14 protein-coding genes and 1 pseudogene are annotated in these 13,057 nt (G+C 66.3%); 12 read left to right on the forward strand and 3 right to left on the reverse strand.

The genetic code is table 11. The features are described from left to right. Positions 1-276: 276 nt before the first annotated feature. On the forward strand, positions 277-642 hold the full coding sequence (locus tag ACWIQA_RS09935; protein ID WP_448582917.1) for an EthD domain-containing protein: 366 nt from the start codon (positions 277-279) through the stop codon (positions 640-642). Here ACWIQA_RS09935 and ACWIQA_RS09940 read toward each other — a convergent pair. Both ACWIQA_RS09940 and ACWIQA_RS09945 read right to left on the reverse strand, forming a co-directional pair. After that, entirely contained in the window at positions 639-1,421 is a 783-nt protein-coding gene (locus ACWIQA_RS09940; protein WP_448582918.1) for an SDR family NAD(P)-dependent oxidoreductase, read from the reverse strand. The genes ACWIQA_RS09935 and ACWIQA_RS09940 overlap by 4 nt on opposite strands. Before the next feature lie 194 nt (positions 1,422-1,615). Continuing rightward, positions 1,616-1,825: a zinc-finger domain-containing protein gene (locus tag ACWIQA_RS09945; protein WP_448582919.1), complete on the reverse strand. Its 210-nt coding sequence runs from the start codon at positions 1,823-1,825 to the stop codon at positions 1,616-1,618. Positions 1,826-2,005: 180 nt separating this feature from the next. Between ACWIQA_RS09945 and ACWIQA_RS09950 the strand changes: the two genes are divergently transcribed. The 4 genes from ACWIQA_RS09950 to ACWIQA_RS09965 all read left to right on the forward strand — a co-directional run bounded on the left by ACWIQA_RS09950 (position 2,006) and on the right by ACWIQA_RS09965 (position 7,484). Then, positions 2,006-4,330 (forward strand): TonB-dependent receptor, encoded by a 2,325-nt coding sequence (locus ACWIQA_RS09950; RefSeq protein ID WP_448582920.1) that lies wholly within the window; start codon positions 2,006-2,008, stop codon positions 4,328-4,330. A 132-nt stretch (positions 4,331-4,462) separates the two neighbouring features. Then, positions 4,463-5,632, forward strand: a complete 1,170-nt coding sequence (locus ACWIQA_RS09955) for a CaiB/BaiF CoA transferase family protein (RefSeq protein WP_448582921.1) — start codon at positions 4,463-4,465, stop codon at positions 5,630-5,632. After that, positions 5,632-6,417, forward strand: coding sequence for an inositol monophosphatase family protein (locus tag ACWIQA_RS09960; RefSeq protein WP_448582922.1), 786 nt, complete (start codon positions 5,632-5,634; stop codon positions 6,415-6,417). Before ACWIQA_RS09955 ends, ACWIQA_RS09960 begins: the two co-directional genes overlap by 1 nt. Before the next feature lie 8 nt (positions 6,418-6,425). Then, the gene (locus tag ACWIQA_RS09965; protein WP_448582923.1) at positions 6,426-7,484 is read left to right on the forward strand and encodes an NADP-dependent oxidoreductase; all 1,059 of its coding nucleotides are present in this window, start codon (positions 6,426-6,428) and stop codon (positions 7,482-7,484) included. A gap of 443 nt (positions 7,485-7,927) precedes the next feature. On the opposite strand, the gene ACWIQA_RS09970 is transcribed toward ACWIQA_RS09965, so the two are convergent. Continuing rightward, positions 7,928-8,698, reverse strand: a complete 771-nt coding sequence (locus ACWIQA_RS09970; RefSeq protein WP_448582924.1) for a helix-turn-helix transcriptional regulator — start codon at positions 8,696-8,698, stop codon at positions 7,928-7,930. 205 nt (positions 8,699-8,903) lie between these two features. Between ACWIQA_RS09970 and ACWIQA_RS09975 the strand changes: the two genes are divergently transcribed. The 7 genes and pseudogenes from ACWIQA_RS09975 to ACWIQA_RS10005 all read left to right on the forward strand — a co-directional run. Then, positions 8,904-9,218 (forward strand): Rieske (2Fe-2S) protein, encoded by a 315-nt coding sequence (locus tag ACWIQA_RS09975; protein WP_448582925.1) that lies wholly within the window; start codon positions 8,904-8,906, stop codon positions 9,216-9,218. Then, on the forward strand, positions 9,218-9,952 hold the full coding sequence (locus ACWIQA_RS09980; RefSeq protein ID WP_448582926.1) for an SDR family NAD(P)-dependent oxidoreductase: 735 nt from the start codon (positions 9,218-9,220) through the stop codon (positions 9,950-9,952). Before ACWIQA_RS09975 ends, ACWIQA_RS09980 begins: the two co-directional genes overlap by 1 nt. A gap of 13 nt (positions 9,953-9,965) precedes the next feature. Next, complete coding sequence (locus tag ACWIQA_RS09985; protein WP_448582927.1) at positions 9,966-10,559, forward strand: hypothetical protein; 594 nt, start codon at positions 9,966-9,968, stop codon at positions 10,557-10,559. Then, positions 10,556-11,566 (forward strand): NADP-dependent oxidoreductase, encoded by a 1,011-nt coding sequence (locus tag ACWIQA_RS09990; protein ID WP_448582928.1) that lies wholly within the window; start codon positions 10,556-10,558, stop codon positions 11,564-11,566. The genes ACWIQA_RS09985 and ACWIQA_RS09990 overlap by 4 nt, the downstream gene beginning before the upstream one ends. Continuing rightward, the gene (locus tag ACWIQA_RS09995; protein ID WP_448582929.1) at positions 11,563-12,273 is read left to right on the forward strand and encodes an SDR family NAD(P)-dependent oxidoreductase; all 711 of its coding nucleotides are present in this window, start codon (positions 11,563-11,565) and stop codon (positions 12,271-12,273) included. Before ACWIQA_RS09990 ends, ACWIQA_RS09995 begins: the two co-directional genes overlap by 4 nt. Before the next feature lie 10 nt (positions 12,274-12,283). Next, positions 12,284-12,661, forward strand: a complete 378-nt coding sequence (locus ACWIQA_RS10000; protein WP_448582930.1) for a limonene-1,2-epoxide hydrolase family protein — start codon at positions 12,284-12,286, stop codon at positions 12,659-12,661. Between the two features lie 54 nt (positions 12,662-12,715). Next, positions 12,716-13,057: pseudogene (locus ACWIQA_RS10005) on the forward strand (hypothetical protein); the annotation flags it as partial.

Genomic DNA, 13,057 nt, shown 5'->3' on the forward strand with positions numbered 1-13,057 from the left:
GCGATGACCTGCCCCATGTTGCCGGGGCCTGCCGCCCCGAGCACGACTGCAACCTTGCCGTCCAGCGCACCCATTTCGGTCCTCCCCGCCGGCCCCGCGATCCCGGAAGAGCGATAGCCTGCCGGCACCGGTCGGGGCACCCGGTGAAAAGAACGGGCCCGCTTCGGCGACGGGCTTGACGCGGGTGCCGCCGCCGTGCCGGATGGCGGCCGCCCGGCCGGCAGGAGGGAGAGCCATGATGGAGCAGCCGATGCAAGGCTTGCGGAGTATGCCGCGATGACCGAAGGCCCGATCACGCTTGTCACCCTGCTGAAGCGCCGGCCCGGAATGAGCTGGGACGATTTCGTGGCCGATTACGAGACCCGGCACCGGCAGATCGGCGAGGAAGTGCTCGCCGGTTTTGCCACCCGCTACGAGCGCCGTTACCTCCGGCCTGTCACAGGCGGGAGCGAGGCCGCCGAGGTTGATGTGCTGCTCGAGATCGACTTTCCGGACGCAGCCCGGCTCGCCGCCTTTCAGGCTGCGGTCGCCGTGCCCGAAGTGCGCGCCAGAATCGTCGCCGACGAGGAGCGGCTGTTCGACCGCAGCCTGATCCGCAGCTTCACGGTTAGCAGCTACAGGTCGGCGCTGCCGCCGGCCTAGACTCCCATCATGCCCGCAGTCGAGGCGCCGTCGATGACCAGCTCGGCGCCGTTGATGTGGCGAGCTTCATCGGAGGCGAGGAAGGCGACGAGGCCGGTGACATCCTCGACGCTCGCCATCCGCTTCATCGGCGACATGGCCTCGAAGGCAGCGCGCGCGGCGGCCGGATCGGGCGAGCGGGCGATCACCTCGGCGATGAGCGCGGTCTCAACCACGCCGGGGAGGATGGCGTTGACGCGGATGGCGGTGCCGCTGGTCGCGCAGTGGAGGGCGGCCGATTTTGCGAGCGCGCACATGCCCGACTTCGAGACCGAGTAGGCAACATAATTGCCCATGGCGCGGTGGGCGTTCATCGACGAGTTGAGGATGATGGCGCCCGCCGGGCCCTCGGGGTTCTGCCGCATGGCGCGGATGGCGTGCTGGACGGTCAGCATCGCGCCGGTCAAGTTCACGCCCATCACATGGTGCCAGGCCTCCAGGCGGATGTCCTCGACGCTGGCGTCACCAGCCTCGGTGCCAGCATTGGCGAAAGCGATGTCGAGCCGGCCGTGGCGAGCAAGGATGGCCTCGATCAGGGGTGGCCAGCCCTCAGCATCCTCGACCCGGTGGGCGTGGAACATCCCGCCAGTGCGGGCAGCGAGGGCTTCCCCGGCCTCCGCCTTCGAGCCCGTGAAATGGACGACTGCGCCTTCGGCAGCCAGCCGCTCGACTGCCCCAGCACCGATCCCCGAGGTGCCACCGGTCACAAGCGCGACCCTGCCGTGAAATCGCCCGGTCATGCCTCTCCTCCCTTGGCTGTGGTGCGACGACAGGCCGAGCCGCGCAAGCTTTGATTGGAGCAAGCTGCGCGGCGCCTCGTGCCGAGGCTGGTCTTACTGCGGACATGAAGCCGCGAAGCCTAGGCCCACCATGCCCCCTCGCCTGGCGCCCGGGTCCTCGTTGCGCGAGTGGGGCCAAGACCGGTTTGCGCCCCTCAGTGGCCCGCGGCGGCACCATCGCCCACGAAGACAAAGCGGCGGTCACAATAGGGGCAATCCACAAAGCCGCGGGCATCGATGGCAAGATAGACGCGGGGGTGGCCGAGCGGACCTTCGCCGCCATCACACCAGACCCGGCGCTCCCTCACTTCGACCGTCTCGGGTGGCGGCGGCACTGGGGAGGAAATGTCGCACACGCTTCCCATCGCCGCCGCCCTTGGGCAACACAGGCGCCTCGCGCAAGGGGGCGCAAAGCGATCCCCGGCCACAGCAGCCATGCACAGGCCGCAGCGGTTTCCAGTTGCTGTCAACATATTGTCAGATGGCCTTCGCTGCAGTGCAACAATCGGGCGCCAACGGCAGGCTGTTTCGTTCCGGGGGACAAGATGCGCTCGACATTCCGTCTGCTTGCCACCTCGCTTGCCAGCCTCGCGACACCTGCAATCGCCCAGGAGGGGGAGGAAAGCGACCAAGGCCTGTTTGCATCCGAGATCGTGGTGACAGCGCAGAAGAGCGAGCAGCGCCTCATCGATGTGCCCGTGACGATTACGGCCAACAGCGGTGCGCAGTTGCAGCGGATCGGTGTGACCCAGTTTGACCAGCTCTCGGCCTTCGTGCCTGGCCTCAACATCCAGGAGCAGTCGCCGAACAATCCCGGTTTCGTCATCCGCGGGATTACGTCCGATTCGGGCTCGGCGCAGGAAGCTGCCCGCGTCACCGTCTATTACAATGGCGTGGACGTCTCGCGCTCGCGCAGCTCCTATTTCGACCTGTTCGACATCGAGCGGGTGGAAGTGGTGAAGGGCCCGCAGGCAACGCTTTTTGGCACCGCGGCGGCGATCGGCGCGGTCTCGGTGATACCGGCGCCGGTCGTGGAGGGCGTTGCGGGCGAGACCCGAGTCGCCTTCGGCAATTTCGCCCAGAAACAGGTGTCGGGCTTTGTCAATGCTGCAACCGAGACCTTTGGTGTGCGCGTGGCAGCTGCCTGGAAGCGGCGGGACGGTGTCGTCCGCAACATCGCCGGCGAGCCGGGCTCGCAGAGTCCGGGCGGCATCGACCAGAGCGACTTGAACGGCCAGGGCCAGACCGGGGTCAGGGTCTCGCTGATGCTGAAGCCGGTCGCGGATCTGCGCTTTGACCTTGTCTTCACCTATGATGGCCAGCGGGCGCCGGGCACTGCCTTCAAGTCGGGAAGTTTTCGGCCGACGGGGGGCGACACCTCGCCCTACAGCTTTGCCGAACTTGCCGGCTCGCCCTTCTCGAAGGAGGTGCTGGGTGCCGAGAAACTGGGGCTCACCCGCAATGTCTATGACCTGAACCTGACCGCGCGCCTGACGCCGGCCGACAGTCGCTGGAGCTTGACCGCCATCACCGGCTGGCGTCAGTTCGACAGCCTCGAAGTGTTCGACGCTGATGGCTCGCAGGCCTGGTATCTTGAATTTGCCGAGAATGCGAAAGGCGAGCAGTTCAGCCACGAAAGCCGAGTGAACTATGCGGGCGGCCGGATCCGCGCCTTTGGCGGGTTCAACATCTTCTACGAGACCGGGACCCAGGCGGTGCCCTTCTCGACGGAAGAGGGCATCTATCTCCAGTGCGCAGCCAGGCTCATCCCTGGCCTTCCTTGCGTTGATGCAAATGGCGTCGTGCGGGCGGCCGCTGCCACCCGGATCCTGACTGGGGGAGCCTTCTCGGTGCTTCCCTACCGCGCCCTGTTCCGCAACGGGGGGGAAATCTTCAACTGGAGCCTCTTTGGGGATGTGACCCTGGCTCTGACCGAGCGGCTCGAGCTTTCGGCCGGGCTGCGCTACCTGAGAGAGAAGCGACAGAGCAGCTATTTTGCGGACCAGCCCAATGCCGTCATCAGCCGGGCGCCGCTCCTCCCCTTCGTCTCGACCAATGGCCAGACATTTTCGGCCGAAGGGGAGAATGACGCCCTGCTGCCGCGCGCCAACCTGCTCCTGCGCGCGAGCGATTCCCTCAATTTCTATGCAACGGTCGGCAAGGGCCGGAAGTCGCCCATCGTCCAGCTGACCGCGGCGCGGCCGGTGCCCGGCCGACCCTCGGTGCCGCTCAGGCGCGACGTGCCCGCGGAGGTCGTCTGGAACTATGAAGGCGGAGTGAAGGGCCGGCTGGGGCCGGTCAACACGACGCTCGGGATCTTCTACCAGACCTACGACAATTTCCAGGTGACGGTGAACGAGGGCGGCCAGTTCGTGACCCGCAACGCCGGCTCGGCGAGCAATTTCGGGATCGAGACCGAGCTGAGCTGGGCGGCGACGCGCAATGTCACCCTGTTCGGCAATGCCGCCTACATTGATGCGGGAATCGACGACCGGGAGGAGAATGGCATTTTCGCTGGCGACCGCTTCCGGCTGCAAGCCAAGTGGCAGGCCGCCGGCGGGGTGGACGCGCGCTTCCCCATCGGCGACCAGTTCAACCTGTTCGTGACACCGACAGCGACCTACCAGTCACGCCTGTTCTTCGAGCTCCCTAACCGGCCGCTCATCTCGCAGGGGCCGGTTGCGCTTGTGAATGTGCGCGGCGGCATCGAGACTCGCGATGGCCGCTGGCAGCTGCTCGGTTTCGCCCGAAATGCGCTCGACCGGGAGTATCTCATCGACGCTGGCAACACTGGCGGTGCCTTTGGGATTCCGACCTTCATCCGCGGGCTCCCGGCGCTCTATGGCGTGGAGGCGGCCTTCCGCTTCTGAGCCTAGGCCTCCAGCGCTGCCAAGCCTTGCAGCCGCGGCGCGCGAGCCAGCAGACGCTGGGCTGCGCCACATGCCGGAGCAGAGCGCCTGCTGCCCTTCCCCTTATCCTCGTGGCGCGATACGCACGCCCCAATGGACAGGGCCTCTCCGCTTGCTGGCATGACCGTTCTTGATCTGACGCGCGTGCTTGCCGGGCCCTATGCGACCATGCTGCTCGCCGACCTCGGGGCCAGGGTCATCAAGGTGGAAGTGCCCGAAGGCGGAGATGACGCCCGCGCCTTCCCGCCCTTCGTGGCTGGCGAGAGCGCCTATTTTGCCAGCATCAATCGCGGCAAGGAATCGATCGCGCTCGACTTGCGGGCCCCTGCCGACCGGGCGGTGTTCGAAGCGCTCTTGGGGCGGGCCGACGTGCTCGCAGAGAATTTCCGCCCTGGTGCGCTTGCCCGGCTCGGCTATGGCTGGGAGGCGCTCCATGCCCGTTACCCGCGCTTGATCCTCGCCTCGACCAGCGGCTTTGGCCAGACCGGGCCCGAGGCGGCGCGGCCGGCCTATGATGTCATCGTCCAGGCAATGGGCGGGATCATGAGCGTGACTGGCCACCCCGGCCAGCCGCCAGTCCGGGTGGGCACGTCTTTGGGCGACATTGTCGCTGGCCTCTTTACTGTGATCGGGATCGAGGCAGCGCTTATCAAGCGGGCACGCACGGGGCTTGGCGCCCATGTCGATGTCGCCATGTTCGACTGCCAGCTTGCCATCCTTGAGAACGCCATTGCCCGGCTCATGGTCTCAGGCGAGGACCCCGGCCCGCTGGGGAGCCGCCACCCCTCGATCACGCCATTCCAGGCGTTCATGACCGCTGACGCGCCCATCGTGGTGGCCGCCGGCAACGACTCGCTGTTCCGCAGCCTCGCCGAAGCACTCGGGCTCGACGGGCTGGCCGGGGACGACCGCTTCGCGACCAACGCTGCACGCACGCAAAACCAGGCTGCGCTCGAAGCGCTGGTGGAAGCGCGACTGAAGACAGCGCCGGCAGCGCACTGGCTCCAGCTCCTGGGCGAAGCCGGCGTGCCGGCCGGGCCAGTCAACCGGCTATCGCAGGCGCTGGCCATGGCCCAAGTCCCAGCGCGGACCATGCTTGTTGAAACTGCTCTTGCCAATGGCCAGCCGCTGAAGGTGGCGGGAAACCCGGTCAAGATCTCAGGCGTGCCCGACCCGGCGACGCGGCCGCCAGCGCCGGCGCTCGATGGCGACCGGGGACGGATCTTGAACGAGCTCGGGATGGCAGAAGAAGGCCCAGCCTGATGCGGCTTGCTGCCGATCTCGCGGTCGCAAGCCGGCTTGCGGATGCCGCCGGCGAAGTGCTGCGCCGCCATTTCCGCCAGCGGCTCGATGTCGAGGCGAAGGCCGATTTCTCGCCCGTGACCGTGGCCGACCGCGAGGCGGAGGCGGCGATGCGCGAAATCCTCGAGGCGGACCGGCCCAAGGACGGGATCGTTGGCGAGGAGTTCGGCGTCACTCGGCCAGAGGCCCGACGGCTGTGGGTGCTCGACCCCATCGACGGCACCCGCGCCTTCATCGCCGGCCGCGCCACCTTTGGAACCCTCATCGCCCTCATCGAGCGCGGCCTGCCGGTGCTGGGCATCATCGACCAGCCGATTGCCGGCGAGCGCTGGGTGGGCCAGCTCGGCGACTGGCCAGGCACACGCCTCAATGGCGTGCCAATCAGGGTGCGCGCCTGCCCGGGGCTTCAGGCAGCGCATCTTGCAACCACGCATCCGGCAGCCTTCTCCGCTGTCGGCCATGCCGCCTTCCACCGGGTTGCGCGAAGTGCCCGCGACACGCTGCTTGGCGGTGACTGCCACAATTACGGGCTGCTCGCTGCCGGGCATCTCGACCTCGTCATTGAGGAGGGGCTCAAGCTCTATGACTGGGCAGCACTCGTGCCCGTGGTGCTGGGGGCTGGCGGGGTGATGACCGACTGGCGCGGCGAGCCGTTGCGCGTGGGGAGTGCTGGCGCTGTGGTCGCTGCCGGCGATCGCCGTGTCCATGCCGAAGTGCTGGCGCAGCTTGCCACCTGGGGGCCCTAGCGAAGCTCATGGCTGGCATGGCAGAAGCCGGCCATGCAGGAGCAGCAGCAAAGGAGGATCCCATGAAGACCCGCCAGTGGCTGCTTGCCGACCATCCCCGTGGTCGGCCATTGAAGGACAGCGATTTCACCCTTGTTGAGACCGAGATCGCCGACGATCCCGGCCCCGGCGAGGCGTTGGCGCAAGTGGTCTGGCTTGGCTTCGACCCAGCACAAAAGGGCTGGGCCGAGAATGTTGCTGACTATGTGGCCCCCATGGCCATTGGCGACGTGATGCGAGGCTCGGGCATTGTGCGAATCGTCAAATCGAACACGTCGCGCCTCAAGGAAGGCGGTCTCTATGCTGGCCAGACCGGCTGGACAGAATGGCTCCTGACCAACGGCGCTGGCTTCGAGCCCGTGCACCCGGACTTGCCGCCCACGGCCATGCTCTCAGTCTTGGGGACGACCGGGCTCACGGCCTGGTGCGGTCTCTTCAAGCTTGGCGAGCCGAAGCCTGGGGACACCGTCGTCGTCTCGGGGGCAGCAGGGGCGACGGGCTCGACTGTGGGCCAGCTCGCCAAGGTGGCGGGTGCCCGCGCCATCGGGATTGCAGGCGGAGCGGAGAAGTGCCGCTGGCTCCTTGAGGAGGCGGGGTATGATGCTGCGATCGACTACAAGGCCGAGGATGTGCGAGCGCGCCTCAAGGCACTGTGCCCGGCGGGAATCGATGTCGTCTTCGACAATGTCGGCGGGCGGATCCTGAATGACATGCTGGGCGAAATCGCAACGGGTGCACGCGTTGTCATCTGCGGCGGCATCTCGCGCTACGAGACCGGCACCATGCCGGCGGGCCCGGAGAATTATTTCAACCTGGTGTTCCGCCGGGCGAGCATGCGCGGCTTCATCGTGCTCGACTGGGCGAATGAGTTCCCTGCCATCAGGAAACGCCTCGCAGCCCTGGTCAAGGAGGGGAAGCTCGCCTTCCGCATCGACGAGCAGCAGGGTTTTGAGAACACGCCGAGGACGCTGATGCGCCTCTTCACCGGCGAGAACCGGGGCAAGCAGGTGCTCAAGGTGGCGGACTGAGCTTCAAACGCTAGAGCTTCAAACCCGTAAGCCGGCGCTTGCTGCCGTATACCGGTGCTAACTCTCGCACTTCGGCTTATCCTCGCCCCTTTTAATAACGAGATCTTTCAAAGCGCTCGACAGCAAGCTGCATACGCCTCAGCACGCTTTTATATGTTGCGTTCTCGTAAAACTGTATTTCTCTTTGACCCCTGTCTCTCAAGTGACCGTTAAACTTTTTTCGAAATGTCTTAGTGCTAGGAAAGTCCTTTTGCTCTAGTTCTTCAACGCATTTTGTTAAGTGGGCAAGGTAGGCCAAATCGGGGTCGCGCTTCGCATTCACCTTCCTGAAAGCAGGGTTGGCCCAATCTGGTGGCACTGAACGCCCACATCCTGTACCCTGGCTGGGTCGGGATTGGGCAGCCCTGCCCTTGTCCAATCAAGCTTCGTCATGTGCTCCTGCCTCAGGCAGCCGTTCCGAGATAGCCGAGCTGGCTGGCCTTGAAGATGGTCTGCGAGCGGTTGACCGCATCAAGCTTCTCGCCGGCATTCTGGATGTGGAAGCGGACAGTCGCATGGCTGCGGCCGAGGATGAGCGAGATTTCCTTGTCGGTCTTGCCGATCGACGCCCAGCGCAGGCACTCGACTTCGCGCTTGGTCAGCTGGCAGTCGGCCGGGAGCCAGTGGCGGGTGCGGTGGGCCTTGACGCAGCCGGCCACGAAGCGGTGGGATAGGAGGGCGAGCTCGTCGGAATGTTCGTCGAACTCGACGGAAAGATCGGTCCGCTCCGGGTCGGCAGCATTGAAGGAGACGGCGCCGATCTGGCCGAAAGGAAGGTGGATGGGAACCACGATCGCTGCCTTGCACAGCGCCCGCTTCTCGAAGTTCGTCAAGTCGATGGCATCAAGGTAGCGGTTGGGCTGGCGGGTGCGGAACCCCTCGGCGTTGACCCAGAAGGTCTCGCTTTCATAGCGGCAGGCGCGCGGCAGTGGCGAGGAGAGCGCAAGCCGCGAATCCGCCCACCAGCGCTCGTGCGGAGCGTTCCAGCCGAACACTTCGGAAGCGAGGATGGCGCCATCTTCGTCGGTCAGTGGCTGCTTGGAAGCGATGTTGTCTGCGACTGCGACGCGAAGCCTTGCGCGCTCCCAGGAAATGTCGCGCAACGCTTCGGCTGCCGCGCGGATGTCGGAAAGCTGGCGGACGGTCACCGCCGCGATCTCGTCCTTGAGGCCCATATCCTCTCCCTCGTCCTCTCCCTCACCCGTCTGCCGCGCGGACCGCAGCCTGCCCGCGCCCTAGCGCAATCGGGAGCTCCACTGCACTCCCGGCGCCACTCATCCCTCCCCTCCGCACTTATGTCTGGCGCTCTCAAATGCAAGAGGGCAGCACGAGCGCAAGGACGGCGGGGCATTCCGGCGATAGGTGACGGGGTTGAGGAGCATGGAGGAGGCACCAGGGATCGATGCCGGCCCGGCGGATGTGGCTCCTGGCCAGTGCGTCTGGCGGGAGGTGGAGGGCACGCCGCTCCTGTTCGCCCGCGATTCTGCCGGCTGCCTGCACGCGCTTGCTGGCACGTGCAGCCATGCCCTCCTTCCGCTTGCCGGCGCACGGCTGCGCGGGCAGGCTTTGGTGTGCCCACACCACGGCGCCCGCTTCGACCTTGCCAGTGGCAAGCCGCTCGGGCCGCCGGCCTCGGCGCCGCTTGCCGTCTATCGCGTTGCGGAAGTCAACGGCCGTCTGATGGTGCAGCTTTGATGACAGCCGGGGCCGGTCTTGAAGGCCAAGTGGCGCTGGTGACGGGCGCGGCGTCCGGAATCGGGGCAGCCACCTGCGCGGCGCTGGAGGCGGCCGGCGCCCGGGTCCTTGGGACCGACATGCGCGCCTCGGGCGCGCTCTTTCCTCACGATGTGACGGACGATGCACAATGGGAGGCAGCCATTGCCGAGGTCATCCGCCGCTTCGGCCGGCTCGACATCCTCGTCTCCAACGCGGGCATCGCTGGCGCTGGCCGCGTCGTTGATCTTGCGCTTGCGGACTTCCGCGCCCAGGCGCGAGTCCATGTCGAAGGCGCGTTTCTCGGGATTGCGCGCGCGGTTGCCGAGATGCGTCGGCAGGGTACGCCAGCCTCAGGCACCATCGTTGCTGTCGCAAGTGTGGCTGGCATGAAGCCCGTTATGCAGACGACTGCCTATGGCACGGCCAAGGCGGCGCTCATTGCCATGGTGCGCGCGATCGGGGCGGAATTGTGCGCCGCCGGCGACCGGATCCGGGTCCATGCCGTCTGCCCCGGCGGCACCCGAACACCGATGACGGAAGCGCGTTTTCCTGACAGCTATTGGGCGGAGCCGGCCAATTTCGCCAATCTCCCCTTGCGCGACTATTGCCGGCCGCAGGATGTGGCCGAGGCCATCGTCTTTCTTTGCCTTGCGGAGTTGCCCTCCTGTGCACTCGTCGTCGATGGCGGCTGGATGCTGAGCAACCGGATATGAGGCCGCTCCGGCCATGACACAGCATTTGACGCAGCAAGAGCAGGAAGCCCCGGTTGCGCTGGTCTCAGGCACTGCCTCAGCAGTGGGCGCAGCGGTTGCCCAAGCGCTCGCGGATCAGGGCTTCCATGTGCTGACCTGCGCGCCCGACGCACGCGACAGCGCCGCCCTGGTCCGGGCGCTTGCGCAAGCGGGTGACCGGCTGCACGCGATCCTTCTTGCGGGCGATGCCCTTGCGACTGCAGGACTGAACGCAATGACGGCCGATCTTTTCCGGACCTTCTGGGAAGCCGAAGTCGAGCGGGTGGTCCTCGGCATGCAGGAAGCGATGCGGGCGCTCAGGGACCGCGGCGCTGGCGGCAGCCTGGTCGGCATCATGGCAAGCCCAGGTGAAGGGCCAGCAGGAGCAGCAGCGGCGGGGGCGATTGAACATTTCTGCCGGATTGCAGCTGTCGAGGCGGGCGCGTTTCCGGCCCCAGTGCGAGTCAACATGGTGCGTGCCGGCAAAGCGGCAAAGACCGAGGGGCTGGCAGCCGCCTCGGCATGGCTGGCCGGGCCGCGGAGCCGAATGGTGACAGGTGTCACATTGGTGGTGGGAGACGGAGGATGAAGCGACGCCGGTTCACCTTGGTGCGACGGCCAAAGGGCGTGCCAGTGGCAGCGGATTTCGCGCTCACCGAGGCGGAGGTGCCTGCACTTGGCGAAGGCGAGTTCCTGGTTGCCAACCGCTTTGCCTCGCTCGACCCCGCCATCCGCGGCTGGCTCGACGATGCACCTTCCTACATGCCGCCAGTCCCGCTTGGCGAAGCCGTCCGGGCCTCTACGGTTGGCGAAGTGGTCGAAAGCCGCAACCCGGCCTTCCCGACCGGCCAGTGGGTGGTAGGCCTCAATGCGATTGAGACTCATTCGGTGGCGCGCAGCGATGGCTTCACAAGCGCCATTGACGTGCGCCTCGCATCTTCGCCCACCCATTTCCTCTCGGTGCTAGGCGCGGTTGGCATGACGGCCTGGTTCGGCGTCGAGCGAGTCCTGAAGCCCGAGCCGGGGCAGACGCTCCTGGTTTCGGCAGCTGCCGGCGCCGTCGGCAGCCTGGTCGGCCAGCTCGGGCGCCTGCGCGGTCTCAAGACGATCGGAATTGCAGGCGGCGAGGCGAAGTGCCGGCGCCTCGTCGAGCGCTACGGCTATGCCGCTGCCATTGACCACCGCGGCAAAGATGCGGCTGCCATGGCCGAGGCGATTCGCGCAGCCGCACCCGAAGGTGTGGACCTTGTGTTCGAGAATGTGGGGGGCAGCGCGCTCGATGGCGCTCTCATGAACCTGAATGATGGCGCGCGCATCGCGCTCTGCGGCCTGATTTCCGAATATAATGCCGAAGCCCCAGTGGGAGCACGCAACCTGTGGCAGCTCATTGTCAAGAAGGCGACGATCCGCGGCTTCCTGGTCTCGGAATGGCTGCCCGAGTGGCCACAAGGCATTGCAGCGATGGCGGAACTGCTGCGCGAAGGCCGGCTGGTGGCAGACGAGCATATCGAGTGTGGTCTCGACCGGGCATTTGCTGCCTTCATGCGGCTGTTCGAAGGCACGAATGAGGGCAAGATGATCCTGGAGATCGCATGAGAGGGCTTGCGGGACGGCGGGCGCTGGTGACTGGTGCAGCAAGCGGAATCGGCTTCGCCACGGCTGCGCGCTTGCGCGCTGAAGGCATGGCGGTCTTGACTGTCGACCGTGAGGCGGGGTGTGACCTTGTGCTCGATGTCGCCGCACCCGGTGCTGCCGAAGCGATGGTGGAAGCGGCCCGTGCGCAGCTCGGCGGGCTTGATCTCCTGTTTGCAAACGCCGGGATCACGGCCGCGCAGCTTCTCGAAGGCCATCCCGACCAGCTTTGGGAGGAGATGCTCGCAATCGACCTTTCCAGCATCTTCCGCCTGTGCCGAGCCTCCCTTCCGCTGCTCGAAGCAAGCGGCCATGGCGTCATCCTCATGACGGGCTCGGTCATGTCTGCCTTCGGAGAGGCGGGGATGGCGGCCTATGCTGCTGCCAAGCACGGAGTCCTTGGGCTTGCCCGCGCGCTTGGAGTGGAGCTTGGGCCCAAGGGAATTCGGGTTGCCTGCATCCAGCCTGGGGCCATCCTCTCTGGCATGACAAGGGGCCCGTTCGAAGCCCAGCCGGAATTCGCGTCCTACTGGCGCGACAAGGCGGCCCTCAGGCGGCTTGGGACACCTGAGGACATCGCCGGAGTTGCCGCCTTCCTTGCCTCTGACGATGCCGCCTTTGTGACTGCGACTTCAATCGTGGTCGATGGCGGCGCCACTGCCCACCCGTGAGGAGACACCCATGACCCCGCTTGAAACCGTTGAAGCCTTTCTTGCCCGTATCAACGCGCTCGATCTTGATGGTGCGTGCGCGCTCCTTGCCGAAGATGTGGTCTATGACAATGTGCCCATGCCGACCATCCACGGCCGCAGCGCTGCGCGCGGATTTCTTGGCCAATTGCCGGCAACCCGCATGGAGTGGGAAGTGCACGCGATTGCCGCAAACGGACCAACAGTTCTGACCGAGCGCACCGACCGCTTCACGCTTGCCGACGGGCGGACGCTCGCCATCAGGGTGATGGGGGCCTTCGACGTCGCCGACGGCAGCATCACCGCCTGGCGCGACTATTTCGACCTCGGCCAGTTCATGAAGCAGATGGCCCCCTCTCCTTCGGCCTAGCCTGTTCCTTTTGCGCGGCGGGCGCAGGGCGGTGACAGCGCTACACTTGGATCCATGAGCGACGCGCCCGCCCTCTCCCGCCACCCCTTCGCGCCCGAGGTCCTCGTCGACCCGTGGGACTTCTACGCAGAGGTCCACGCCAAGTGCCCGGTCTTCCAGGTGCCCGGCACCCCCATCACCTACGTCGCGAGCTACGATGCCCTCGTCGACGTGCTGGGGCGCGTGGAGGACTTCTCCAACGACTTCGGGGACGCGCTCTCGGGCGCGCGGGCGAACGACCCAGAGGTGAAGGCCATCCTCGACACCGGCTGGCCGGCGGTCGACACGCTCTTGACCGCCGACCCCCCCGTCCACACCCGGTTCCGCAAGCTCGTCAACCTCGCCTTCTCGATGAAG

Source organism: Thermaurantiacus sp., assembly GCF_053487655.1.

Coding starts and splice junctions, on each gene's coding strand:
- ACWIQA_RS10000 (WP_448582930.1), top strand. CDS start 12,284: ATGACCCCGCTTGAAACCGTTGAAGCCTTTCTTGCCCGTATCAACGCG.
- ACWIQA_RS09990 (WP_448582928.1), top strand. CDS start 10,556: ATGAAGCGACGCCGGTTCACCTTGGTGCGACGGCCAAAGGGCGTGCCA.
- ACWIQA_RS09935 (WP_448582917.1), top strand. CDS start 277: ATGACCGAAGGCCCGATCACGCTTGTCACCCTGCTGAAGCGCCGGCCC.
- ACWIQA_RS09970 (WP_448582924.1), bottom strand. CDS start 8,698: ATGGGCCTCAAGGACGAGATCGCGGCGGTGACCGTCCGCCAGCTTTCC.
- ACWIQA_RS09945 (WP_448582919.1), bottom strand. CDS start 1,825: ATGGGAAGCGTGTGCGACATTTCCTCCCCAGTGCCGCCGCCACCCGAG.
- ACWIQA_RS09975 (WP_448582925.1), top strand. CDS start 8,904: ATGGAGGAGGCACCAGGGATCGATGCCGGCCCGGCGGATGTGGCTCCT.
- ACWIQA_RS09940 (WP_448582918.1), bottom strand. CDS start 1,421: ATGACCGGGCGATTTCACGGCAGGGTCGCGCTTGTGACCGGTGGCACC.
- ACWIQA_RS09985 (WP_448582927.1), top strand. CDS start 9,966: ATGACACAGCATTTGACGCAGCAAGAGCAGGAAGCCCCGGTTGCGCTG.
- ACWIQA_RS09960 (WP_448582922.1), top strand. CDS start 5,632: ATGCGGCTTGCTGCCGATCTCGCGGTCGCAAGCCGGCTTGCGGATGCC.
- ACWIQA_RS09980 (WP_448582926.1), top strand. CDS start 9,218: ATGACAGCCGGGGCCGGTCTTGAAGGCCAAGTGGCGCTGGTGACGGGC.
- ACWIQA_RS09950 (WP_448582920.1), top strand. CDS start 2,006: ATGCGCTCGACATTCCGTCTGCTTGCCACCTCGCTTGCCAGCCTCGCG.
- ACWIQA_RS09965 (WP_448582923.1), top strand. CDS start 6,426: ATGGCTGGCATGGCAGAAGCCGGCCATGCAGGAGCAGCAGCAAAGGAG.
- ACWIQA_RS09995 (WP_448582929.1), top strand. CDS start 11,563: ATGAGAGGGCTTGCGGGACGGCGGGCGCTGGTGACTGGTGCAGCAAGC.
- ACWIQA_RS09955 (WP_448582921.1), top strand. CDS start 4,463: ATGGACAGGGCCTCTCCGCTTGCTGGCATGACCGTTCTTGATCTGACG.